Here is a 23623-nt window from a genome sequence, read left to right as displayed (position 1 = left end):
GGCGGACGGGTTCCACTGCGGGCGGTTCCGGCACGACTGCACGTCCGGCTCGGCGGGGACGCGCTGCGGCAGCACCACTGGGGCCGGTTCCTCCGGTCGGGGCTCGGTGGCCGCGTCGGCGGCCGGCACGGGTTCCGGCGCGGACCGGCGGGCGGCGTAGGGGGGCGCGCTCGCCGGCTGGGGCGCGGAGGTGCGGTCGGTGTGGGCCGCGCCGCTCGTGGCGGGGACGCCGGAGATCGGCCGCGCCGGCACACCGGAGATCGGCCCGGCCGGGACGCCGGACGTCGGCCGGGCCGGCACGCCCGAGATCGGCTGTGCCGGGAGGCCGGAGGCCGGCTGCGCCGGGACTCCGGAGATCGGCCGGGCAGGGGCGGCCGGCGGCTGCCGGGGATCGTCGGCGGTCTCACCGGTGGCCCGGGTCGCGGGGTTGGCGACGGGCGCGGCGGCAGGCGGCGGCCCGGCGGGCGCGGCGGGGTAGCCGGGGAACGTCGGCGTGTACCCGCCGGCCGGGGCGGGTGGGGCGCTCGCCGGCTCGGGACCGGTGGCCGGGTTCACCGGCGGGACCGGCACCGGCGGCCCGGCCCACGAGGGTCGCTCGTACCCGTGCGGCGGCTCGCCGTCGCCCCGGGCCAGCCGGAACGGCCGGGTCGCCTCACGCGCCGGCTCCGGACCGGTGCCCGGCTCGGACTCGTACTGACGCGGCGGTTCCGGCTCGTACGGCCGGGTCGGTTCCGGTCCGGCGGCCGGCTCGGCGCGCAGCGGCTCGTACGGCCGTACCGGCTCGGGCCGGGGCGGCTCGTAGCCGGACGGCGGCTCGACGCGGGCCGGCATGTACGGCCGCACCGGCTCGGGCGCCCACTCGGCCGCGCGCTCGTCGCGGGCCGGCCGGTCGTCCCAGCCCGCCCGGTCGTCCCAGCCCGCGCGGTCGTCATGGCCGGCACGGTCGTCGTGGGCCGCGCGGTCGTCGTGGCTGGCACGGTCGTCATGGGCCGCGCGGTCGTCGCGGGCGGCGCGGCGGCCGGCGGTGTCGTCCTCCCGCTCGCGCCGGTCGGCGGGCTCCGCGGCGCGGCGCGCCGCCGGCTCGTCGGTGCGGGCCCACGGCGGGGCCCAGCCGTCGCCCCAGCTCGGGCGGTTCCAGGACGGTCCGGACCAGTCGGGTTCACCGGCGCCCGGGTCGTCCGCGGCGGGCTCCCGGGAGTCGGCGGCGGCCCGGGGCCCGGCGGCGCCCGCCGGTCCGTCCGGCGGGCGGACGTCGCCCACGGGCTGCGCGGAACGGCCGGCCGGGTCGGCGGACGGCTCGCCGGCCGCCCGGTCGGCCCAGCCACGGGAGAGCGACGGGGTGGACTCGGTGTTCGGCGCGTGGAAGCCCGGTGGCACCTCGAAGCCGGATGCGGCGGCGCCGACCGGCGGCACCTGCAGGGCCGGGGGCGCGGAGGCGGGGCCGCTCTCGGCCCAGCGGGGCGCGGCGGCCGGGTCGTCGGCGGCGTGCCGGGAGCCGGCGGCGTCGGCCGGGTTCACCTGCTGCTCGGCCGGGGGCCCCGGTCGCGGGGCCGGTACGGCCAGTCGCTCGCCGTCGCTCTGCCGGGGCGGTTCGTCCGCCGGCGGGGCACTGACCGGCGCCTGGCGGGTCACGCGCGACTCCTCCCCGGCGTGGTGCACGCCGTTGACGTGGCGGCCGTTCACCGGTCCCGGCTCCGGTCGGCCGGGTAGCGGAGCCGGCAGGTCACCGTGCCGGGGCGAGGAGGCGGCCCAGCCGCCGAGATCGCCGTAGGGCCAGCCGCCGGGCGCCGGAGCACCACGGGACCAGCCGTTCGGCGGGGGCGCCCAACCGCCGCCGGTACGGGCTGGTTCGTCCTGCCGGCCCGTCCCGTCGCCGTGCTCTCCCGGGGTGGCGGCTCCGGGTTGCCCTGTTTCACTCACCGCGCGCTCCTTGGTCGCCCCCGCTGAGGCTACCGTGTGGTGACAGTGGCGATAAGTTACAGCGGCGGGCCAATTCCGCGACGGGTTCACGAACCCGCACCGGTTCGGGTGATACGTGCCGGCTCGTACGCAGATACTCGGAGGTTCCCATGACCGCAGTGGGGAACGGTGCACAGACCGCCGGTCGGCCCACCCGCCTGCCCCGCTCGGCACGCCGTAAGCAGCTGCTCGCCGCTGCTCAGGAGGTGTTCGTCGCGCAGGGCTACCACGCCGCCGCGATGGACGACATCGCCGAGCGGGCCGGGGTCTCCAAGCCGGTGCTCTACCAACACTTCCCCGGGAAGATGGAGCTCTACCTGGCGCTGCTGGACACGCACTGTGACGCGATAGTGGCAAACGTGCAGGGCGCCATGAGCAGCACCAGCGACAACAAGGAACGGGTCAGCGCCGCGGTCCGCGCGTACTTCGACTTCGTCGACCACGAGAGCGAGGCGTTCCGGCTGGTCTTCGAGTCCGACCTGCGCAACGACCCGGCGGTGCGGCAGCGGGTGGAGCGGGTCGAGCAGGGCTGCATCGCGGCCATCACCGACACGATCATCTCGGACACCGGCGTCAGCCGGTCGCACGCCGAGCTGCTCGCATCGGGCCTGGTCGGCGCCGCCGAGACGGCCGCCCAGTTCTGGCTCGCCGGCGGCCGTCAGGTGCCCAAGGCGGAGGCCGAGGCGCTGGTCGCGGCCCTGTCCTGGCGGGGCATCGCCAGCTTCCCGCTGCAAGGTGAGTCAGCCTGAACATCGGGCCGCCGGATCGGATAGCCTTCCCACGGTGGCTTTTTCGCCCCAGTTGAGGAGGCACAGTGGAGGTCAAGATCGGCGTGCAGTACGCGCCGCGGGAGCTGGTCCTGGAAAGCGCGCAGTCGCCGGCCGAGATCGAGCAGATCGTGACCGACGCCTTCGCCAGGAGCGAGGGCACGCTCTCCCTGACCGACGAGAAGGGCCGGCGCGTGATCGTGCCGGTCGGCAAGGTCGCCTACGTCGAGATCGCCGAGGCGTCGCCTCGCGCGGTCGGGTTCACCGTTCGCTGATTCCCGCGGCGCCGGCCGCCGTGGCGGGCCTCCCGCCACGGCGGCTCAGTTGTTCAGCCCGACCGCCGTCATCCGCGCGGTGTGCGCCTCGGTCAGCCGGCGCAGCAGCCCCGGCACGTCCCCACCGGTCCGGCCGATCAACGCGCTGAGCGCGCCCCGGTCGGCGGCGGCGACCCGGCCGGCCTGGGACAGCGCCTCCCCGAGCAGCCGCCGGGCCCACATGGAGAGCCGGCCCGCGGCCCGGGGATCGGCCTCGATCGCGGCCCGGATCTCGGCCGCGGCGAACTCGGCGTACCGGGAGTCGTGCAGCACGTCGAGCAGCAGCGTCCGCTCCGGCCCGTCCAGGCCGTCGGCGATCCCGCGCAGGAAGTCGTCGGTGATCGCGTCGCCCACGTACGCCTTCGTCACCGCCTCCGCCCAGTCCCGCGGCTCGGTCGAGTCGTGGTACGCCCGCAGCGCCTCGACGTAGGGGACCATCGCCTCCTCCGGGGTGACGCCCCACGCGGCGAGGCGGTCGGTCAGCCAGCGATAGTGGGCGATCTCCGCGGCGGCCATCTCGCTGAGCGCGGCGCGGCGGCCCAGGTCGGGCGCGAGGCGGGCGTCGGCGGCGAGGCGGTCGAAGGCGAGCAGTTCGCCGTACGCGACGAGCCCGAACAGGTCGATCGCGGCGGGATCGGGGGCGGTGGGACCGGCGGCGGCAGAGCCGGTCGCGGCGGGGTCGGGGGCGGCCACGAGCGCAGGCTACCGGCGCCAACGCTGTGACTCAAGTCACATCGAGCCGCCCCGCGCGCACGGCCACCACCTGGGAATCGGGACGACTCAGGGGCCGTTCAGGTAGGATGAGACAGTTGCCGTGGGCACCGATTCGGTCAGCTTCGCTGATCAAGACCGGTCCCCGACGCGCGTGCGGCCCGGTCCGGCTCGGCGATTCGCCCCCGACCGCGTGGCCCGCGCCACACACCGAACGCGCCCTGAGGACATGAGGGGCGCACCACGAGAGGGCACCCCCACATCCACATGAGCGACCAGATTTCCGGCCAGCCACTGGCCCCCACCGCTCCGGTCCCGCCGGAGGCACCCACGTTCGCCGCGCTCGGCGCGCGGCAGGAAACCGTCGAGGCGCTGGCCGCCGCCGGCATCACCCGCGCCTTCGCCATCCAGGAGTACGCGCTGCCGATCGCGCTGCGCGGCGTCGACCTGATCGGGCAGGCCCCGACCGGCACCGGCAAGACGCTCGGCTTCGGCATCCCGCTGCTGGAGCGCGTGTTCGCCCCGTCCGAGGGCAGCGACGGCGTCCCGCAGGCGCTCGTCGTCGTACCCACCCGTGAGCTGGGCATCCAGGTCGCCAAGGACCTCGACGCCGCCGGTCGCACCCGGGGCGTCCGGGTGCTGCCGATCTACGGCGGCGTGGCGTACGAGCCGCAGATCGAGGCGCTGCGCAGGGGCGTCGAGATCCTGGTCGGCACCCCCGGCCGCCTGCTGGACCTGCAGAAGCAGAAGCACCTGCGGCTCGACCGGGTCCGCGCGCTCGTCCTCGACGAGGCCGACCGCATGCTCGACCTGGGCTTCCTGGACGACGTCGAGAAGATCCTGGCGATGCTGCCGGAGGACCGGCAGACCATGCTGTTCTCGGCCACCATGCCGGACCCGATCGTCGCGCTGTCGCGGCGGTTCCTGCGCCGGCCGGTGACGATCCACGCCGGGCACACCGCCGAGACCGGCCCGTCCCCGCAGACCACGCAGCTCGCGTACCGCACGCACTCGCTGAACAAGGTCGAGATCGTGGCGCGCATCCTCCAGGCGGAGGGCCGTGGCCTGACCATGATCTTCACCCGTACGAAGCGGGCCGCCGACCGGGTCGCCGAGGATCTCGACTTCCGTGGTTTCGCCGTGGCCGCCGTGCACGGCGATCTCGGCCAGGGCGCGCGGGAGCGGGCGCTGCGGGCGTTCCGCGCCGGCAAGATCGACACGCTGGTCGCGACCGACGTGGCGGCCCGGGGCATCGACGTCACCGGCGTCACGCACGTGATCAACTACGACTGCCCCGAGGACCAGGACACCTACACCCACCGCATCGGCCGTACCGGCCGGGCCGGGGCCACGGGTGTCGCGGTGACGTTCGTCGACTGGGACGACATGCCCCGCTGGCGGATCATCGACAAGACGCTCGGGCTGGACATGCCCGAGCCGCCGGAGACGTACCACACCTCCGCGCACCTCTACACCGACCTGGCCATCCCCACCGACGTCAGCGGCACGCTGCCGACCGCCGAGCGCACCCGCGCCGGGCTGTCCGCCGAGGTCGAGGAGGACCTGGGTGGCGGCGGCCGGGCACGCCGGGGCGCGCGTCGGGGTGACAGCCGGGGCCGCGAGCGCGGCGACCGTGACCGTGGTGACCGCGGTCGGGGCCGTACCAGCGACGGCGGGGACGCGCCCGCCGGGCAGGCCGAGGCCGGGGACGGCGAGGCGACCCGTACGCCGCGTCGGCGGCGGCGTCGCCGGGCCGGCGAGACGGTGGCCGGCGAGCCGACCGCGGTGATCAGCACCGAGGGCTCGACCGAGGCCCCCGCCGCACCGCAGGCCGCGGAGGGTGAGACGGCGAGCAAGCCGCGTCGCCGTCGTCGCCGCCGCAGCGGCAGCACCGGCGCGCCCGCCGAAGCCAGCAACGCCGACTGACGAACACCAACGGAAACGGCCTCCCGGACCCCGGTCCCGGAGGCCGTCCCCGTCCCACGACCGCCGGACCCACGCGGTGATCATGAAGTTGACGGCGCGACACGCCGTGCTCACGTACGGCCAACCTCATGATCGACCAGGTCGGCGGGGTGGGTGGAGAACTGGAGAGGTAGGTAGGGATGCCGGAAGCGCTGGAATCGGCGCTCGCCGAGGTACGGACGCTGCTGCTCGCGCCGGGGCTGACCCGGGCGGTGGCCGCCGGGCGGCGTCGTGGGCAGCGTCCCTCGGTGGTACGCGCGGAACTGCGCCCGGTCGCGCTCAAGAGCGGCCCCCGGTTGCAGATCGCCACCTCGGACGGGTCACGGCCGCACACCCGCAACGTGGCGCCGGGAGCCGAGGCCGACGCCGCGGTGGACGAACTGCTCGCCGAGCCGTTCGGCAACTGGCACGTCGAGACCGCCGACGCCACGATCCAGCTCCGGGTGACGAAGTCCGGTGAGGCGCAGGTGCACCGCGCGGCGGCCAGCCGTACCGCCGGCGAGCCGGAGCGGCACGACCGGGCCAAGGAGTGGCTGCTCGACCCGGGTGATCCCCTCTTCAAGGAGATCGGCGGCTCGGCGGCCAAACGCCGGCAGGTCGACGCGTTCCTGCGCGCGCTGGCCGCGACGCTGCCCGACGACCTCACCGGCGCGCTGCGGGTGGTGGACCTGGGCTGCGGCAACGCGTACCTGACCTTCGCCGCCTACCGCTACCTGCTGCGGCGCGGCCTGGACGTGACACTCGTCGGAGTGGACGTACGCGAGGACCAGCGCCGCCGCAACACCGAGCTGGCCGAGCGGCTGGGCTGGGCCGACCGGGTCAGCTTCGTGGCCGGCACCATCGCCGAGGCGCCCGTCGAACCGGCGCCGGACCTGGTGCTCGCGCTGCACGCCTGCGACACCGCCACCGACGAGGCGCTGGCCCGGGCGGTGCGCTGGGACGCCCGCTGGGTGCTCGCCGCGCCCTGCTGCCACCACGACCTGGCCGCCCAGCTCCGGGCGCGCCCGGCGCCGGGGCCGTACGAGCTGCTGACCCGGCAGGGCATCCTCCGGGAGCGGTTCGCCGACGTGCTGACCGACGCGCTGCGGGCCGGTCTGCTGCGCCTGCACGGGTACCGCGCCGAGGTGGTGGAGTTCGTCGACTCCCAGCACACGCCGCGCAACCTGCTCATCCGGGCACGCCGGACGGCCGGAGCGCCGACCGACGGGCAGCGCGCCGAGTATCGCGAGCTGGTCGGCCAGTGGGGCGTGACGCCCCGGCTGGAGACGCTGCTGGCGGAGCGGGCCTGAGGGGCGCGCTACCGCCCCCGGTCGCCCCGGTTGCGATCGCCCCGGTCCAGCACAGACACGCGCTCACCACGGTTGGCGGGCCGCTCGCCGTCCTCGGCCGCGGTCGGGAACGGCACCACCTTCCCGCCGAGCTGCTCGGCGTTGCCGGCGGCGGCGAAGGCGTTCCACGAGATGTCCACGAGCATCCGCTTCAGCTCGGCATGCCGGAGGGCGGCGTTGCGCTGCAACGCCACCCGCGCTCCCAACACGACCGAGGCCAGCGTGGTGCAGATCGCGCCGGTCGCGGCGATCAGGTGTACGCCGGTCGCCTCGCCACCGCGTACCGCCAGCACCAGCAGCCAGATCCAGAAGCCGAGAGCGAACAACGCGGCCTTGGCCACGAAGAAGAGGCTCACCGCGCCGGGGCGATGCGGTACGGGACGGTCCGGCTCGGCCATGCTTCTCCTCCATCGATTCTCAGGGTTCACTCAGCCTATTACCCGAAGCGCATTACCCGAAGCAAGCTTCCGCATTCACCCGAGTCCCGCCGACGAGATCTCCGGACCGATCAGTCAGTTACTTCTGCGCCCCGGCGTACTAGGCTCGATCGGCAGAGCCGGGCCACCGGCGGGAGGGGCAGATCCGACAGGGATGGGTTCGGCAGACGTTTCGCCGCAGATGGCCTTCGCGCGCTTCGTACGCCGGGCCATCGACGACGCGCGCGAGGAACGCGGCTGGACGGTCACCGATCTGGCCACCCACACCGGAGTCGGCCGCTCGACGGTGTTCCGCTGGCTGGCCGGCGACTGGCAGGACTACCCCGAACTCGCCAAGGTGCGCGGCTTCTGCGCCGCTCTCGACCTGCCCGTGGCGGCCGCGTTCCGCGCGCTGGGCCTGCCCGACGCCGGGCCGGTGCCGCGCCGCCGAGGTGCCGAGGAGGGTCCGGTGGAGGCCGACGTGCGGGTGATCCTGGACCGGCTGGCCGACCCGAGCGTGCCCGCCGAGGAGAAGCACCACATCCGCGACCTGCTCCGCTACCTGGCCCGCCGCCCGGTCCGCCGCGCCGGCTGACCGAGGGCTCAGGCCACCGTCAGCGTGAACTCGGCGGTCCGCACCACGCCGCCGACCTGGAAGTCCAGGAACATCCGGTAGTTGCCCGGCCCCGGCGCGGTCAGCCAGAACGTCACCTCGTCGCCGTCGCGCACCGGCTCCGGGTGTACGTGCAGGTAACCGAGGTCGCCCTCGCGCAGCGCGACCAGGTGCCCGAACGCGCCGAGGTACGGCTGAAGCGGCGCTGCCGCGCCGTCCGCGCCGGTGATCCGGAACCGCAGCGGCACCGAGCGTCCCACCTCCGGGGTGCCCGTGTACGCGGCGGTGAACCCGTCGACGGTGGCCGACGTCGCGGCGGCGGGCAACGGCCGGGGCCGGTACGCGCCGGGCGCGGCCAGGTCGGCGCCGAGCACCACGGCGACCTGTCCACCGTCGTCGGCGACGGCGGTGAAGTCCGCGTACATCCGCCAGGAGCCCGCCTCGATCGGCCCGAGCGGCACCGACCAGGTGCCGTCGGCGGCCATCGTGGGGTGCAGGTGCAGGTAACCGCTCAGGTCACGGCGCACCACGATCACATGCATCGGCTTGTCGTGCACCACGGCGAACCGGGTGACCGCGCGGCGCTTGTCGTCGCGGATCTGAAAGCGCAGCTCACCGGCGCGGCCGGCGGTCAGCTCGGCGTTCGACGGGACCAGCGTGTAACCGGCCGAGGTGATCGACAGCCCGGCCGCGCCGTCGCCGCCGCCCTGGGTGACGGTGGCGCCGTCGTGGGAGTGCGCGCCGGTGCCAGGCGCGTGGGCGTGCATGCCGCCGTCGCCCGTGGTGGCCCCGCTCGCCGTGGCTGCGGGCCGCGCCAGGTCGGCGGGCGCGTTCATCCGGCCGAGCCCGAAGCCGAGCAGCACGGCGAGCACGAGCCCGCCCACCACCAGGGCCAACCGCAGCGTCTCCCGATCCACCGCGACCGGGCCGCCCGCGGCCACCCCGGCGCGGGGCGGTGTCGCGCCGGCCACGGCGTCGTCGGGGACGACGCCGGTGCCGGACGTGCCGGACGACGACTCAGGCACCGCCGCCGACCAGCTCGTAACCCGCCTCGTCCACGGCGGCACGGACCGACTCGACCGCCAGCGGGGCGTCACTGGTGACGGTGGCGGTGCCACCGGCCAGATCGATCCGGACCTCCTCGACGCCGGGCAGCGCGGACAGCTCCTCGGTCACCGCCCGGACGCAGTGTTCGCAGGTCATCCCGGTCACGGCGTACGTCTGGACGACGGGTAGCTGCTCGGTCATGGCCCCACGGTACCGCCGGTCACCTGCGGCTCCGCCGACGGTCCGCCGACGGTGGCGACGCTCGCATTCCGGCCGCGCCGGGAACTTTTCGACGGCCGGGACCTGTCACGCGGACGCGACGGGTCAGGCGGCCACCGCGAGCGCCAGCGGCAGCACGTCCGGCGCGCCGGCCCGGCGCAGCAGCCGCGCCACCATGGCCATGGTCCAGCCCGAGTCGACCAGGTCGTCCACCAGCAGCACCGGCCCGTCCAGCCCCGGCAGCGCGTCGGCCAGCTCGTCCGGCAGGCGGAAGGCGTCGTGCAGCGTGCGTACCCGCTGGGCGCTGTTGCCGCGCGGCCCGCCGCCGCCGGACGGACCGGCCGGGACGACGTGGCCGAGCAGCGGCAGCCGGCCCACGGCGGCGATCCGCTCGGCCAGCGAGCCCACCAGCAGCGGTCGCGTCCGCGAGCCGACCGCCACCACGCCCACCGGCCGCCGGGGCCACGGGTCGTCACCGTGCGCCCACGCCTTCAGCACCTCGACCACGGCCGCCACCACGTCGTCGGGCACCGGGCCGTCGGGCGCCTCCGGCCCGACCAGCCCGCGCAGCCGCCCGCCCCACCCCAGGTCGGAGAGGCGTCCCACGGCCCGGCCGGGCAGCGCCTGCTCCGCCGGGGGGATGCGGCCCTTCAGGGGTACGCCGACCGCCTCCAACCCGGTCGGCCAGAGCTTCTTGGGCGGGATCGCGACGCCGGGGCGCCCGAGGAACGTCTGCGCGGCGGTCAGCGCCTCGTCGGAGACGGCTGCCTCGAACAGCGGGCCGGCGCAGTTGTCGCACCGCCCGCAGTCGGCCGCCCCGGTGTCGTCCAGCCCTTCCCGCAGGTAGCGCATGCGGCAGCCGGACGTCGAGGCGTACTCCCGCATGGCCCGCTGCTCGGCGGCGCGCGCGTCGGCGACGCGCCGCAACCGGGCCTCGTCGTAGACCCACGGCTCGCCGGTGGCGAGCCAGCCGCCGCGCACCCGGCGGACCGCGCCGTCCACGTCGAGCACCTTGAGCATCAGCTCCAGCCGGGCCCGGCGCAGGTCGACCACCGGTTCGAGGGCCTGGGTGGAGATCGGCCGCTCGGTGTCCAGCGCGGCGAGCACGGCGCGGACCTGCTCCTCGGGCGGGAAGGCGAGCGAGGCGAAGTACCGCCAAATGGCCGCGTCCTCCACGCCGGGCAGGAGCAGCACCTCGGCGTGCTCGACGGCCCGGCCGGCGCGGCCGACCTGCTGGTAGTAGGCGATCGGCGAGGGCGGCGCGCCCAGGTGCACCACGAAGCCGAGGTCGGGCTTGTCGAAGCCCATGCCGAGCGCGCTCGTGGCGACCAGCGCCTTGATCTTGTTGTCGAGCAGGTCCTGTTCGGCGGCCCGCCGGTCGGCGTCCTCGGCCTGCCCGGTGTAGGAGGCGACCGACCAGCCCCGGCCGCGCAGGAAGTCGGCCGTCTCGGTGGCCGCGGCCACGGTGAGCGTGTAGACGATCCCCGAGCCGGGGAGCCGGTCCAGGTGGTCGGCCAGCCAGGCCAGGCGGTGCGCCGGGGTCGGCAGGTCGAGTACGCCCAGGCGCAGCGACTCCCGGTCCAGCGTGCCCCGCAGCACCAGCGCGTCACCGAGTTGCTCGGCCACGTCCTGCGTGACCCGGGCGTTGGCGGTGGCGGTGGTGGCGAGCACCGGCGTGCGCTCGGGCAGGTTGGCCAGGAACGTCCGCAGCCGTCGGTAGTCGGGGCGGAAGTCGTGCCCCCAGTCGGAGACGCAGTGCGCCTCGTCCACCACCAGCAGCCCGGTGGTGGCGGCGAGCTTCGGCAGTACGCCGTCGCGGAAGTCCGGGTTGTTCAGCCGCTCCGGGCTGATCAGCAGCACGTCGACCGCCCCGGCGTGGATCTCGGCGGTGATCTCGTCCCACTCGTCCAGGTTCGCCGAGTTGATGGTGCGGGCCCGGATGCCGGCGCGGGCGGCCGACTCGACCTGGTTGCGCATCAGCGCCAGCAGCGGCGAGACGATCACCGTCGGCCCGTGCCGGTTGCCCTCGCGCAGCAGCGCGGTCGCCACGAAGTAGACGGCCGACTTGCCCCAGCCGGTGCGCTGCACGCAGAGCACCCGCCGCCGGTCGACCACCAGCGCCTCGATGGCCCGCCACTGGTCCTCGCGCAGCCGGGCGTGGTCACCCGCCAGCCGCCGCAGCACCGCTTCGGCGCGTTCCCGTACGGCCGTCCGATCCTGGCTCATCCGGCATTTCTACCAGGAGCGGCGGGGGCCGCCGTCCCTTCCGCGTGTCAGCGGCCGAGTACGGAACCGCCGTTGACGCCGAGCACCTGCCCGGTGACGTACCCGGCGGACGGGCCGACCAGGTAGCTGACCGCCGCTGCGATGTCGTCCGGCACACCGGCCCGGCCGACGAGCGTGGCGGCGACGCGCTTGGCGTGCCCCTCGGGCGTCATCCGGTCGCCGAAGAACTCGGTCTCGGCCACGTAGCCAGGGCTGACCACGTTCACGGTGATCTGGTCCGGGCCGAGTTGGGCGGCCAGGTCGTACGCCCAGCCGTGCAGCGCGGCCTTCGCGGCCGAGTACGGCCCGCCGCCGCCGCGCTGCGCGGCGATCGAGCTGAGCAGGACAACCCGGCCGCCGGGGCGGCGCAGGGCGGGCAGCAGCGCCTCGGTGAGCAGTACGGCGGTGAGCACGTTGGCGTCCAGGTTGGCCCGCCACCAGTCCGCCACCCCGCCGAGCGAGTCGGTGGACCCGCCCAGGAATCCACCGGCGTTGTTGACGACGGCGTCCACGGCGCGCTCACCCACGGCGTCCACGACCGCGCCGACCTGCCCCGGATCGGTCAGGTCGGCGACGACGGCCGTGACCGCCCCGTCCCGCCCGCTCTCGGCACCGATCCGGCGTGCGGCGGCGTCGAGCACGTCCCCCCGCCGCCCCACCACGAGAACGTCGAACCCGTCCCCGACGAGCCCCCGCGCCACGGCAGCCCCGATCCCGGTCCCACCCCCACTGACCACAGCCAGCCGCCGCTCCCCCATGACCGCTCCCCTTCCCGCTGTCCCCGCTCTCCCCGTTGATCAAGGAGTTTGCGTCATCCTAACCGCGAAATCAGGACACAAACTCCTTGATCAACGGGGTGGAGGGAGGGGGCCGGAGGTCAGCGGGGGCGGTGGAGGGCCTTCAGGAGGGGGGTCACGCGGGAGCGCAGGCTGGCCAGGCCGCCGGGGAAGAAGTAGACGGCCAGGATGAAGACGGTGCCCAGGACGAACAGCGGCTGGCTCAGCGGGTGACTGAGGAACGCGGGCAGGCTGTTCACCGCGTCGCTGCTGCCGAACGCGGTGAGCCGGTGGTCCAGGTACATGTAGAGGACGCCGCCCAGCACCGGCCCCCACCGCGTACCGGGACCGCCGAGCACCACCATGACCAGCAGCGACAGCGTCAGCTCCGACGAGGTGATGTGCGGGCTGGCGCCGCCGACGATCAGCACGTAGACCACCCCACCGGCCGACGCGAGACCACCGGCGAGCGTGAACGCGACGAGCTTGAACCGGTACGGGTCGAGCCCGAGCACGCCGATGCGTCGCTCGTCGTCGCGCAGCCCGGCCAGCACCCGCCCGGTCGGCGAGGCGCTGACCCGGTGCACGACCAGGACCACTATGGCCAGGTACGCCAGCGCCAGCCAGTACAGGTTCACCGTGTTGGTGACGCCCACCAAGGCAGCCGGCAGCCCCGACACGTCCAGCGGCAGGCCCTCCTCGCCACCGGTGAGGCCACCGAAGTCGCGGGCCACCAGGATCGCCCCGACCTGCGCGAACGCCAGCGTCACCATGGCGAACGCGATACCGACGGTGCGCAGCGCCACCGCGCCGAGCAGCGCGGCGAGCGTGGTTCCGCCGATCACCGTGAGCACGGCGGCCTGCCACAGCGGCAGCCCGGCCTTGGTGACCAGGATGTCGGTGCCGTACACCCCGGCGGCGAAGTAGAGGGCGTGGCCGAAGGAGAGCATCCCGGTACGCCCGAACAGCAGGTCGTATCCGGCCGCGAGCCCGCCGAACACCAGGCAGATGGCGAGCAGTTGCAGCGTGCCCGGCGAGTTGAGCGGCCCCTCGAAGATCCCGGGCAGGTTCAGCGTCGAGTACGGCAGGATCGCCGCCACCACCAGGGCCACCAACGGCAGGTACGGACGCAGGCCGTGCCAGCGGGAACGCCCGGGGGTCAGTTCGTCGGGCACCTGCGCCGGAGGCGCGTCGACCACCGAGTTGGTCATGCGTGAGCCACCTTTCCGGCCAGGCCCTGCGGACGCAGCAGCAGCACCACGGCGAGCAGACCGACCACGCACAGGTCGCCCAGCCCGGACGTGCCGTAGTAGTTGACGAACTGTTGCAGCAGCCCCACCGCGACCGCCGCGTACGCGGACCCGACCACCGAGCCCATCCCGCCGATCACCACCACGATGAACGCGAAGATCAGCAGTGAGCCGCCCTGCCCCGGCGAGACGGTGCCGAAGTAGACGCCGCCGAGCGCGCCGGCCAGCGCGGCGGCGGCCCCGCCGATCGCGAAGACCAGCGTGAACGCCTTGCGCACGTCGATGCCGAGCGCCGTCACCATCTCCCGGTTCTCCACGCCGGCCCGGATGATCAGGCCGTACCGGGTCCAGCGCAGGAACGCCAGCAACGCGCCTAGCACCACAGCGGCGGCGACGATCAGCAGCAGCCCGGCGTTCGGCACCTGCGCGCCGAGCACCGACGTCACGTTCCGGCTCCACTCCGGGCGCGGGAACGGTCGCGGGTCGGCGCCCCAGGTGGCCTGGAGCAGCGCCACCCCGGCGAGCGACAGGCCGACGGTGACGAGCACCTGCTCGATGGTGCGGGAGTAGAGCGGCCGGATCAGCACCAGCTCCACCAGCACGGCGACGAGCGAACCGGCCAGCACGCCGAAGACGACGGCGAGCACGAAGCCGAACCCGTCCGGTCCGGCGCCGGGCAGGTTGCCCGAGGCCCACCACGTCGCGTACGCGCCCACGCCGAGGAACAGCCCGTGCGCGAAGTTGAGCACGTCGGCGAGGCCGAACACCAGCGACAGGCCGGAGGCGACGAGGAAGTAGAGCGCCGCCAGGCCCAGCCCGGTCAGCGTCAGCAGGACCACGGTGTTCACGCGTGCACCTCCCCGGAGCCAGAACCCACACCGAGCAACGACTTCGTCAACGCGGTCTCCAGCAGCAACTCCTGGGCGTCACCGGTCCAGGCGACCTTGCCGGCGGAGAGCACCACCGCGTCGGTCGCCAGCCGCCGTACCACCGCCAGGTTCTGCTCGACCAGCAGCACCGGCACGGATTCCGCGACCCGTTCCAGCACCTCGGCCACTTCGGTCACCACCTTCGGCGCCAGCCCTTTCGTCGGCTCGTCGACGAGCAGCAGCCGGTTGTCGTTGAGCAGCACCCGGCCGATCGCGAGCATCTGCTGCTGCCCGCCGGACAGCGAGCCGGCCCGTTGCCGTCCGCGCCGCTCCAGCTCTGGGAAAAGAGCGAAGACCTTGTCGTACGCGGGCGCGACACCGCGCCGTTCGGCCAGCCGCAGGTTCTCCGCGACGGTGAGCCCGGCGAAGACGCAGCGGTCCTCCGGCACGTAGCCGAGGCCGTCGCGGACCAGCCGGTGGGTGGGGCGGGCGAGCAGGCTGCGCGCCCCCATGCGTACGCTGCCGCGCACCTCGCCGCCGCGCGGCGTCAGCCCGACGATCGCGCGCAGCGTGGTGGTCTTGCCGACGCCGTTGCGCCCGAGCAGCACCGTCACGCCGGTCGGCGCGACCTCGAACGACACGCCCTGGAGGATGTGCAGCCCGGCGATCCGCACGGACAGGTCCACCACGGACAGGACAGGTTCCGCCATCAGAGCGCCTCCCCCAGGTACGCCTCCTGCACTGTGGCGTTCGCCATCACCGTCTCCGGGGTGTCGCACGCCAGCAGCGCGCCGTGGTGCATCACGGCGATCCGGTCGGCCAGCTCCAGGATCACGTCCATGTGGTGTTCCACCATGAGCACCGCCCGGCCGCTGTCCCCGGTCAGCGACTTGATCACGCTGACCAGCTCGGGCACGTCCTCGGCGCTCACCCCGGCCATCGGCTCGTCCAGCAGCATCACCCGGGGCTCCCCGGCGAGCAGCAGCGCGATCTCCAGCTTGCGCTTCTCGCCGTGGGCCAGGGTGCCGGCGAGCGCCGTACCCCTGTGGTGCAGGCCGACCCGGTCGAGCGCCGCGTCGGCGGCGGCGGCCACCTCCCGGTCGGCCGCCGCCCGCCGCCACAGCTTCATCGAGCCACCCCGGTGTGCCTGTACGGCGAGCCGGACGTTCTCCCGCACGCTCAGCGAGCCGAAGACCGAGGACGCCTGGAAGGTACGCCCCAGTCCGAGCCGGGCACGCCGGTGCGGCGCAAGCGCGGTGATGTCCGCGCCGTCCAGCAGGACCGTGCCCTCGGTGGGCCGGCGCAGGCCGGTGATCAGGTTGAACAGGGAGGTCTTGCCGGCGCCGTTGGGCCCGATCACGCCGAGGAACTCCCCCGGCGCCAGATCGAGGTAGACGGAGTCGACGATGGCGACCTCACCGATCCGCCAGGTCAGACCGCGGGTGGCGAGCATCGGTCAGCCCTTCATCTGCGCGACCGGCGGCGCGCTCTCGTCACCGGTGAGCGACTTCTGCGCGGTCGCCGTGAAGGTGGTGCCGCTGCCGGAGAGCTTCGCCTGGTACATCGGCTGGAGCAGGGCGTGGTCCTCGGCGCGGATCTTCATGGTGCCCTTGACGCCCTCGAACTCCCAGCCCTCCAGCGCCTTCACCATCTTCTCCACGTCGTCGCCGCCCTCCTGCACGGCCCGGACGACCATCTGCGCGGCGGCGAACCCGTCCGGGTGGAACAGGTCGAGCGTGCCGCCCGGCACCTTCGCCTTCGCGGCCTTGGCGGCCTCGGTGTCGCTCGCGCCGTCGAAGTAGTGCGACAGGAACGAGATCTTGCTGCCGGCCGCGCCGAACGTCGGCCACGAGGCGCGGATGTCCAGACCGGTGACGACGGTGGTGGAGGCGAGGACGCCCTGCTGGTCGAGCGTCTGCCACATGGCGCCCGCGGTGGTGCCGGCCCAGGCGACGAAGAGCAGGTCCGGCTTGGCGGCCTTGATCTGGCTGGCGAACGGCGTGAACTCGGTGGCGCTGGCCGGGGCCCGGACGCTGCTCACGTTCGCGCCCGCGCCGCCGATGACGGCCTTGACGGCGGCCTCGTTGGCGTCGCCGAACGCGCCGTCCTGCGCGAACACCACTACCTTCTTGCCGCCCGCGTCGCCGATGAACGAACGGGCGGTCACCACGTCCTGCCACGACTGCCGGCCGGAACGGAACGTGTACTTGTTCGCGCCGGTCACCGCGTCCGTCGCGGCCGGGCCGGAGATGAACAGCACCTTGTTCTGCGCGGCGATCGGCGCGACCTGGAGCGCCACCCCGGAGGAGGTGGACCCGGCGATGATCTTCGTACCCTTGCCGATCAGGTCCTTCGCGGCGGACACGGCCTTGGCCGGGTCGCCCGCGTCGTCGGCCTCGGTCACCTCGATCGTGCGGTCACCGACCTTGCCGGTGCCCTTGGTGGCGAAGTCGAGGCCGGCCTTGAAGCCCTCGATGTACTGCTTGCCGTAGCTGGCGAGCGGGCCGGACTGGGAGTAGACCAGACCGACCTTGACCGGGGCGGCGGCGTCGCCGCCGCCGGATGCGGTGTCCTGCGGGCTGCCACAGGCCGTGGCGGCCAGAACGACCGCCACCGAGGTGGCGGCGGTAAGGAACACCCGTCGCGTGTGCCGGATCGTCATTGCGACTCCAGGTGAGGACAGGGGGAATGTCAGTTGTCGGCTCACGCTAGAAGTGACGTCACCCACGGGCTATGTGGTCGGCGCACACAAGTGCCCGGGACAGGATGGCCGCTCGTTACAACGCCGGACATCGGCACGTAACCGCGCCGACCCGGGATGGCCGCACCCACCACGCGCAGCTCGCCGGGAATGTCGGCCCACGCCATCGCGCGCCGGTCACCGCCCGCCGCAGTCCCCGTCGTGGTCGGCCGCCCGTGCGCATCGCCGGCCACCGTCGCGCGGCCGGTCGCACCAGACCCAGTGGCGTACCGACTGGTCGTCCTCCCGCGACACGGTCGTCCCGGCGCGCTCCACGTCGGCCAGGAACCCGAGCGCCCGGCAGATGGCCCGCGCGAACCCGCGCGCGCCGTCGAGGTCGGCCGCAAGAACCGGCAGGTGTACGACGAACCGCTCCCGGCTCACCGCTGCGCGCCCGGCGTGAACCGGGACTGCCAGCTCTTGAGCGCCGCCTTGATGCGGGTGTTCTCCTCGGCGTACCGGGACGCGTCGCGCCGGGCCAGCGCCAGGTCACCGGCCACCCGGTAGAGGAAGGCGTGCACCTCCGCCGGGTCGAGTCCGTGCCGCACGGTGCGGAACTTCCGCTCGCGGATCTGCCCGACGCTCAGCGGCCGGCACGACTCCGAGCGGTACCAGCCCTGGTTCGGCGGCCTCCGGGTCCGGTTACGCCGCGCCGACTGGAACAGGTTGAGCACGTTTCGCACGCCGATCCTCCTCACCGAGCCGTGGAGGCGGCCCGCCCGCAGACAGGGGACGCGAGCGGGCCGCCGACCCCGAGACCGCAGCCCGTTCGGCGGTACGACCCCGGAGCCCAATCCGGGTCCGACTCCCGAGGTTTGCCGAACCAACCGGAGCCGGACGCGGGTCAGCCTACCCAAAATACCTGTGTAGGTCGAGCGTCCACATCGGGCTTTCTGCTTGTTGCAGTTACTGGTGTAGGCCCGGCATGATCGGAGGTGCCGAACCGACCGGAGTCCTCACCATGCCTACAGCCGAAGCGCCGTATCGTCAGATCGCCAACGAACTCGCCGCAAAGATCAAGAGTGGCGAGTTGAAGCCCGGCGACAAGTTGCCCTCGACCCGTGAACTCGCCGAAGCCTACGGCGTCCACATGAACACGGCGTCCCGCGCTCTCTCACTGCTGCACGATCGCGAGCTGATCACTCGCCGCCCCGGCCTGATCAACTCCACTACGCCGAGGTGGCGGCATCATCCCGCCCCGCCCCGCCGATCTTGGAGTCCACATGAACACGGCGTCCCGCGCTCTCTCACTGCTGCACGATCGCGAGCTGATCACCGTGGAGCGGCCCGAGATCTTGGTACGGGATGGCCCCTCGGGGGGCTGTCATGTCCCGGGACATGTGTCAACGGGAAGTCCCGATAGATGTGTCAGGGGTTGTGGATCGTGGGGGTGGGGGTGAGGGGGATGTAGTTCTTGTCGGGGTTGAGGTGGAGGTAGCCGATGGGTTGGCCGTCGGGGTGGTAGATGGTGACGTGGTTGTTGTCGCGGATGGCGGTGACGGTGGTGCCGGCGTGGGTGGTGCCGACGCTGGTGCGGTGTCCGGCGACGGCGATGGCGCCGTTGCTGGCGACGGGGCAGTGGTGCAGGGTGGCGTCGGTTTGCAGGGGTGGGCTGGTGGGTCCGCCGAGGGTGGGTGCGTGGGTCCAGGCGTGGGCGGGTGTGGTGCGGTGGGGTAGGGCGCTGTGGCGGCGTTGGGTGTTGTAGTAGCGGCGGTAGGTGTCCAGGAGTGTTTGCAGGGCGGTGAGGGTCTGTGGTGGGGGTTGGGTGCTCAGCCATTTTTTGAGGGTTTGGTGGTGGCGTTCGACCTTGCCGCAGGTTTGTGGGTGGTAGGGGCTGGAGTTGATCGGGCGGGTGCCGTGGTCGATCAGGGTCTGCACGAAGGTGGAGATTGATCCGGGTCGGGTGCGGCGGCTGGTGAACGCGATGCCGTTGTCGCTGAGCACGATGGCCGGCACGCCGTAGGCGGTGAACGCCTGTCTGATCGCGGTGATCGCGGCTCGGGCGGTCTCCGCGGCGGCGGCGTGGCAGGCGACCAGGGTGCGGGTGCAGTCGTCCAGGACGTCGAAGACGACGACAGTGCGGCCGTCGGCGAGTTTCACTTCGGTGGCGTCGATCTGATAGCAGCCGCGGGGCCGGGCATAGCTGAAACGCCGCCACGAGCTACGCGGTCGTTTAGCCGGAGTAGCCACGAGCAGGTCATGCCGGGCCAGCACCCGGTTGACCGTCGAGCGTGACGGCACCGACCAGGACGCGTCGGTGCGCCGGCGCACATCGTCCAACGCGTCTCGGATGAAGTCAGCCCCGTTGTCCGGGCCCAGTTCAGCGCGCAGTTTGCAGATCCACGCGTCCACCTCCGGCGGCGTGACCCGCGGACTGGTACGCGGCCGCCGGGATCGTTCCTGCCACTGACCCTCGGCCCGGATACGTGCGCGGTGCCGGTACACCGTGCGCACCGACACCCCGTGCTCACGCGCGAACTCGGCCGCGTTCACCCGAACCCCCGCCGCCAGCAGCGCGTCCAGCAGGTTCATCACATGCCGCCGAGAAGCCATGCCCGGCAGCACATACCACCCGACCCAAGATCCCTACCACGTGACACATGTATCGGGACTTCAACGCTGACAGATGTCATGGGACTGAACAGCCCCTCGGGGGGCCGTTTCGTACCAAGATCTCGGGAGCGGGCGAGCGCGACGGACCCCGGGCACCCTAACGGGGTGCCCGCCGCTGCGGCGGGCACCCCGTGAACAGGAGCAACGGTCAGCGGCCGGCTCGGGCGGCGACCGCCGTGTCGGGGTGGTCGCTGAACACGCCGTCCAGGCCCAGGTCGAAGAACAGCTCGTACTCGGACGTGATGTCACCACGCGCGTTCGGGTCGGCACCGATGCGGAAGTCCACCGGCAGGAACTGGTTCTCGGCCCGGAACGTCCACGCGTGCACCACCAGCTTCTGCCGGTGCGCGTCGCGGATCACCGGGGTCGGCGCGAGCAGCCGTCCGGCGGAGTCCCGGGGCACGATCAGGTTCTTGTTCAGGCCGACGCCGTCGGCGTACCGGGAGATCCAGGCCAGCCCGGCGGGCGTGGCCAGGTCCGCGTAGGTCCGCTTGTCGCCGCCCGCGACGAAGTCGTAGGGCGCGCCGCTGGCGTCCATGAGCTGCACCAGCCGTACGTCGATCATCTTGTCGAGTTTGCGCAGGTTGGCGGTCTCGAAGCTCTGCACGAACACCGGGTCGGCGCGGTGGGTGAGCCGGTTGCGGCGCAGCACCGCCACCAGCGGCTCCTCCAGCGGGCGGCCGATCGAGGCGAAGTAGGTGGGGTGCTTGGTCTCCGGGTAGACACCGATGGTCCGGCCCCGGGCCTTCGACTCGGCCCGTGCCAGGTCGATGACCTCCTGGAAGGTCGGGATCTCGAACCTGCCGTCGAACGCGGTGTTCGCGACCCGCACCTGCGGCAGCCGCTCCTTGGCCCGCAGCGTCTTCAGCTCGGCCAGCGTGAAGTCCTCCGTGAACCAGCCGGTGACTGTCACCCCGTCGATGGTCTTCGTGGCCTTGCGGGCGGCGAACTCGGGGCGGGCGGCCACGTCTGTCGTACCGGAGATCTCGTTCTCGTGCCGCGCGACCAGGACGCCGTCCCTGGTCGCGACCAGGTCCGGTTCGATGAAGTCGGCGCCCTGCCGGATGGCGAGCCGGTAGGCCTCCAGGGTGTGCTCCGGGCGGTAGCCGCTCGCGCCGCGGTGGCCGATCACGATCGGCCGCTGGGTCGCGCGGGCCTGCTCGGCGGCGCGGTGGTCCGGGCCGGCCTGGGCGGCCACGGCCGGCACCACCACAGCCGCCGCGAGCAGCGCGCCGGCCACGCCGAGGGCGGAAAGGGTACGTCGCAACGCCGTCTCCTGTCGTCGATGGGTACGCACAGCAGACCGGGCGCGGTTGACCGCCAGTTGGTCGGTTCCTGACCTGCCGGTGAATCTCCGGACGGAAGATGACGGGATGCGCCGCCTGCTCCGGAAGCCCGTGCGGCTGGTGCCGTTGGGGTTCCTGGCGGTGATCCTGGTCGGCACCGGTCTGCTCATGCTGCCCTGGGCCACCAGCGAGGAGCGGTACACCCCGTTCGTCACCGCGCTGTTCACGTCCACGTCGGCGGTGTCGGTGACCGGGATGGCGGTGACCGACACGCCGAACTACTGGAACGGCTTCGGGCTCGTGATGATCACCGTGCTGACGCAGCTCGGCGGCCTGGGCATCCTGACCGGGGCGTCGCTGGTGATCCTGGCGGTCTCCCGCCAGCTCGGCCTGCGCAACCGGCTGCTCGTGCAGGCGGAGACCGCCGAGTTCGGCCTCGGCGACGTACGCCGGCTGCTGTTGCGCATCGCGGCGACCGTCTTCGTCACCGAGGCCCTGATGACGGCGGTGGTCGCCGCGCGCCTGTTCCTGGCCTACGACTACCGGCCGGGCCGGGCGCTCTGGTCGGCGGTGTTCCACTCGGTGCAGGCGTTCAACAACGGCGGCTTCGCGCTCTACTCCGACGGCCTGATCGCGTTCTCCCGCGACGGCTGGGTGGCGCTGCCGCTCAGCATCGGCGCGATCATCGGCGGCCTCGGTTTTCCGGCGCTGTTCGAGGCGGTACGCGAGTGGCGGCAGCCGGCGCGCTGGGCGGTCGCCACGAAGCTGACCATCTGGGGCAGTGTGGTGCTGACCGTCTTCGGCGTCGCCTACCTGCTGATGGCCGAGTGGGGCAACCCGTTCACGATCGGCACCTTCGACGTGCCGGGCAAGCTGCTGGCGTCGTTCACCCAGATCGCGTTGAGCCGTACCGGCGGCTTCGACGTCATAAACGTCGGGCGGCTCACCGACGAGAGCTACCCCATGCTGATCGGCCTGATGTTCATCGGCGGCGGCAGCGCCAGCACCGCCGGCGGCATCAAGGTCTCCACGTTCTTCCTGCTCGGCTTCGCCATCTGGGCCGAGCTGCGCGGCGAGCTGGACACCACCGTCGGGCGCCGCCGGGTTTTTACGCGTACACGCGAAGCCATAGTCACGTGCATGGAATGGGGGATGTGCACTGCCTAGAGTGCGCTCCATAGTTAAAGACCTGTAGGGTCAAAGATGCCCAACGGCAGCATCGTAGGCCGACAATGGACAACGTCTATTTCTCAAGAAATCTGCGGACATCATGGCTAGTCAGGTACAGCCTATAACCTTTGCCGCTTGCCTACATCAGGACGACTAGCACCTTGGGCGTATGCTTATTCTTTTTTCTAAACGAAAATCGAGTGAATGTTCTTTCAGAGTCTAGACGCGGTCCGGCATATTCCTCACGTGGGTGTGGACCAAGTGGAATGCAAACGCTTAGTCGGGCGCCGCCGGGTGGCGGCGGCCAGCCAGCGGCAGGCGCTGACGGTGGCGCTGCTGAGCGTGGCGCTGGTGGCGGGCGGGACGGTCGGCCTGATCGGGTTGACCTCGCACGTGTCGTTCTCGGCCGCGTTGTTCGAGGTCACCTCCGCGTTCAGCACCACCGGACTGACCGTCGGGGTGTCCGGGCAGCTCTCCCCGCCGGGCCAGTACGTGCTGATCGCGCTCATGTACATCGGCCGGGTCGGGCCGCTCACGCTCGGCTCGGCCATCGCGTTGAACACCCGTCGACGGCTGTACCGCTACCCGGAGGAGCAACCCATTGTCGGCTAGACGCCCGGAGGAGACCGGCATCGCGGTGATCGGCCTGGGCCGGTTCGGCTCGCGCCTCGCGGACTCGCTGTCCCGCCTCGGTTACGAGGTGCTGGCGATCGACCACGACCCGGCGCGGGTCCAGCACTGGTCGGCCGACCTCGACCGGGTGGTGCAGGCGGACACCACCGAGGAGGTGGTGCTGCGCCAGCTCGGGCTGGCGGACTTCGGCCGGGTGGTGGTCGCGATCGGGGCGTCGCTGGAGGCGAGCGTGCTCACCGTACTGGCCCTGGCCGAGCTGGGGATCGAGCAGATCTGGGCGCGGGCCACCTCGGAGAAGCACGCCAAGATCCTGCACTCGGTCGGCGCGCACCACGTGGTCTTTCCCGAGGCGGAGACCGGTGAGCGGGTGGCGCATCTGATCGTCAGCCGGATGCTCGACTTCATCGAGTTCGACGACGACTTCGCCATCGCCAAGATCAAGGTGCCGGCGCCGCTGGTCGGGCGGGCGCTGCGCGACATCGCGCCGCAGGACCGGTACGGCGTGATGGTGGTGGGCGAGAAGCAGGCCGGGGAACCGTTCCGGTACGTCGGACCGGACACCGTGCTGGAGGCGGACAGCGTGCTCATCGTGGAGGGCGGCATCACCCAGGTGCAACGCTTCTCCGCGCTGGCCTGACCGTCAGTCCTTCTTCGGGCCCTTGCCCTTGCCCTTGCCCGGCCC

General features: G+C 72.9%; 22 protein-coding genes and 3 pseudogenes. 9 read left to right on the top strand and 16 right to left on the bottom strand.

Annotated features, from left to right (window positions below; translation table 11 throughout):
* Window positions 1-1920, bottom strand: a pseudogene (locus MCBG_RS23070) (hypothetical protein); the annotation flags it as partial.
* Window positions 1921-2069: 149 nt separating this feature from the next.
* Between MCBG_RS23070 and MCBG_RS23065 the strand changes: the two are divergent.
* On the top strand, window positions 2070-2708 hold the full coding sequence (locus MCBG_RS23065) for a TetR/AcrR family transcriptional regulator (RefSeq protein ID WP_030502929.1): 639 nt from the start codon (window positions 2070-2072) through the stop codon (window positions 2706-2708).
* A 65-nt stretch (window positions 2709-2773) separates the two neighbouring features.
* Window positions 2774-3001 carry a DUF3107 domain-containing protein gene (locus tag MCBG_RS23060; protein ID WP_030502928.1) on the top strand — a complete coding sequence of 76 codons (228 nt, stop codon included), beginning with the start codon at window positions 2774-2776 and terminating at the stop codon, window positions 2999-3001.
* A gap of 45 nt (window positions 3002-3046) precedes the next feature.
* On the opposite strand, the gene MCBG_RS23055 is transcribed toward MCBG_RS23060, so the two are convergent.
* Complete coding sequence (locus tag MCBG_RS23055) at window positions 3047-3733, bottom strand: ferritin-like fold-containing protein (RefSeq protein WP_043328173.1); 687 nt, start codon at window positions 3731-3733, stop codon at window positions 3047-3049.
* A gap of 285 nt (window positions 3734-4018) precedes the next feature.
* Here MCBG_RS23055 and MCBG_RS23050 point away from each other — a divergent pair, with 285 nt between their 5' ends.
* Together MCBG_RS23050 and MCBG_RS23045 are read left to right on the top strand one after the other, a co-directional pair.
* Window positions 4019-5677 (top strand): DEAD/DEAH box helicase, encoded by a 1659-nt coding sequence (locus MCBG_RS23050; RefSeq protein ID WP_043328172.1) that lies wholly within the window; start codon window positions 4019-4021, stop codon window positions 5675-5677.
* Between the two features lie 179 nt (window positions 5678-5856).
* Complete coding sequence (locus tag MCBG_RS23045) at window positions 5857-7005, top strand: class I SAM-dependent methyltransferase (RefSeq protein ID WP_043328170.1); 1149 nt, start codon at window positions 5857-5859, stop codon at window positions 7003-7005.
* 8 nt (window positions 7006-7013) lie between these two features.
* Here the strand turns inward: MCBG_RS23045 and MCBG_RS23040 are convergent, their stop codons facing one another.
* Window positions 7014-7442: a hypothetical protein gene (locus MCBG_RS23040; protein ID WP_043328168.1), complete on the bottom strand. Its 429-nt coding sequence runs from the start codon at window positions 7440-7442 to the stop codon at window positions 7014-7016.
* 193 nt (window positions 7443-7635) lie between these two features.
* Here MCBG_RS23040 and MCBG_RS23035 point away from each other — a divergent pair, with 193 nt between their 5' ends.
* Entirely contained in the window at window positions 7636-8055 is a 420-nt protein-coding gene (locus MCBG_RS23035) for a helix-turn-helix domain-containing protein (RefSeq protein ID WP_043328166.1), read from the top strand.
* A gap of 8 nt (window positions 8056-8063) precedes the next feature.
* Here the strand turns inward: MCBG_RS23035 and MCBG_RS23030 are convergent, their stop codons facing one another.
* The 11 genes from MCBG_RS23030 to MCBG_RS22980 form a co-directional block, all read right to left on the bottom strand.
* Window positions 8064-9098, bottom strand: a complete 1035-nt coding sequence (locus tag MCBG_RS23030) for a hypothetical protein (RefSeq protein WP_043328164.1) — start codon at window positions 9096-9098, stop codon at window positions 8064-8066.
* On the bottom strand, window positions 9091-9321 hold the full coding sequence (locus MCBG_RS23025; protein ID WP_043328162.1) for a heavy-metal-associated domain-containing protein: 231 nt from the start codon (window positions 9319-9321) through the stop codon (window positions 9091-9093). The genes MCBG_RS23030 and MCBG_RS23025 overlap by 8 nt, the downstream gene beginning before the upstream one ends.
* Before the next feature lie 123 nt (window positions 9322-9444).
* Entirely contained in the window at window positions 9445-11565 is a 2121-nt protein-coding gene (locus MCBG_RS23020) for a RecQ family ATP-dependent DNA helicase (protein WP_043328160.1), read from the bottom strand.
* Window positions 11566-11612: 47 nt separating this feature from the next.
* A complete protein-coding gene (locus tag MCBG_RS23015; protein ID WP_043328158.1) occupies window positions 11613-12362 on the bottom strand; it encodes an SDR family NAD(P)-dependent oxidoreductase in 750 nt (249 codons plus the stop codon).
* A gap of 119 nt (window positions 12363-12481) precedes the next feature.
* Window positions 12482-13591: a branched-chain amino acid ABC transporter permease gene (locus MCBG_RS23010; protein WP_043328156.1), complete on the bottom strand. Its 1110-nt coding sequence runs from the start codon at window positions 13589-13591 to the stop codon at window positions 12482-12484.
* Complete coding sequence (locus MCBG_RS23005; RefSeq protein ID WP_043328154.1) at window positions 13588-14478, bottom strand: branched-chain amino acid ABC transporter permease; 891 nt, start codon at window positions 14476-14478, stop codon at window positions 13588-13590. Before MCBG_RS23005 ends, MCBG_RS23010 begins: the two co-directional genes overlap by 4 nt.
* Window positions 14475-15209 carry an ABC transporter ATP-binding protein gene (locus MCBG_RS23000; protein WP_043328153.1) on the bottom strand — a complete coding sequence of 245 codons (735 nt, stop codon included), beginning with the start codon at window positions 15207-15209 and terminating at the stop codon, window positions 14475-14477. The genes MCBG_RS23005 and MCBG_RS23000 overlap by 4 nt, the downstream gene beginning before the upstream one ends.
* Window positions 15209-15952, bottom strand: coding sequence for an ABC transporter ATP-binding protein (locus MCBG_RS22995; protein ID WP_043328151.1), 744 nt, complete (start codon window positions 15950-15952; stop codon window positions 15209-15211). The genes MCBG_RS23000 and MCBG_RS22995 overlap by 1 nt, the downstream gene beginning before the upstream one ends.
* Window positions 15953-15955: 3 nt before the next feature.
* Window positions 15956-17161 (bottom strand): substrate-binding domain-containing protein, encoded by a 1206-nt coding sequence (locus tag MCBG_RS22990; RefSeq protein ID WP_043328150.1) that lies wholly within the window; start codon window positions 17159-17161, stop codon window positions 15956-15958.
* Window positions 17162-17377: 216 nt separating this feature from the next.
* Window positions 17378-17623: a hypothetical protein gene (locus MCBG_RS22985; RefSeq protein WP_043328148.1), complete on the bottom strand. Its 246-nt coding sequence runs from the start codon at window positions 17621-17623 to the stop codon at window positions 17378-17380.
* The gene (locus MCBG_RS22980) at window positions 17620-17922 is read right to left on the bottom strand and encodes a DivIVA domain-containing protein (RefSeq protein WP_043328146.1); all 303 of its coding nucleotides are present in this window, start codon (window positions 17920-17922) and stop codon (window positions 17620-17622) included. The genes MCBG_RS22985 and MCBG_RS22980 overlap by 4 nt, the downstream gene beginning before the upstream one ends.
* 242 nt (window positions 17923-18164) lie before the next feature.
* Between MCBG_RS22980 and MCBG_RS34315 the strand changes: the two genes are divergently transcribed.
* Complete coding sequence (locus tag MCBG_RS34315; protein WP_369799323.1) at window positions 18165-18602, top strand: GntR family transcriptional regulator; 438 nt, start codon at window positions 18165-18167, stop codon at window positions 18600-18602.
* A gap of 5 nt (window positions 18603-18607) precedes the next feature.
* Here the strand turns inward: MCBG_RS34315 and MCBG_RS22975 are convergent, their stop codons facing one another.
* Window positions 18608-19792: a DDE-type integrase/transposase/recombinase gene (locus tag MCBG_RS22975; RefSeq protein ID WP_084789603.1), complete on the bottom strand. Its 1185-nt coding sequence runs from the start codon at window positions 19790-19792 to the stop codon at window positions 18608-18610.
* Window positions 19793-20000: 208 nt separating this feature from the next.
* Window positions 20001-21119, bottom strand: coding sequence for a glycerophosphodiester phosphodiesterase (locus tag MCBG_RS22970; protein ID WP_043328144.1), 1119 nt, complete (start codon window positions 21117-21119; stop codon window positions 20001-20003).
* A gap of 106 nt (window positions 21120-21225) precedes the next feature.
* Here MCBG_RS22970 and MCBG_RS22965 point away from each other — a divergent pair.
* From MCBG_RS22965 to MCBG_RS22955, 3 genes and pseudogenes are all read left to right on the top strand, one after another.
* Window positions 21226-22281: pseudogene (locus MCBG_RS22965) on the top strand (potassium transporter TrkG); the annotation flags it as partial.
* Between the two features lie 306 nt (window positions 22282-22587).
* Window positions 22588-22920 (top strand): annotated as a pseudogene (locus tag MCBG_RS22960) (potassium transporter TrkG); the annotation flags it as partial.
* Window positions 22910-23578: a potassium channel family protein gene (locus tag MCBG_RS22955; RefSeq protein WP_043328140.1), complete on the top strand. Its 669-nt coding sequence runs from the start codon at window positions 22910-22912 to the stop codon at window positions 23576-23578. The pseudogene MCBG_RS22960 and the gene MCBG_RS22955, both read left to right, overlap by 11 nt.
* Window positions 23579-23623 lie beyond the last annotated feature (45 nt).

Origin of the sequence: Micromonospora sp. M42 (assembly GCF_000568915.1) — a bacterium.
Classification (GTDB): Bacteria; Actinomycetota; Actinomycetes; order Mycobacteriales; family Micromonosporaceae; genus Micromonospora; species Micromonospora chalcea.
This window is presented reverse-complemented; position numbering and strand designations above follow the sequence as displayed.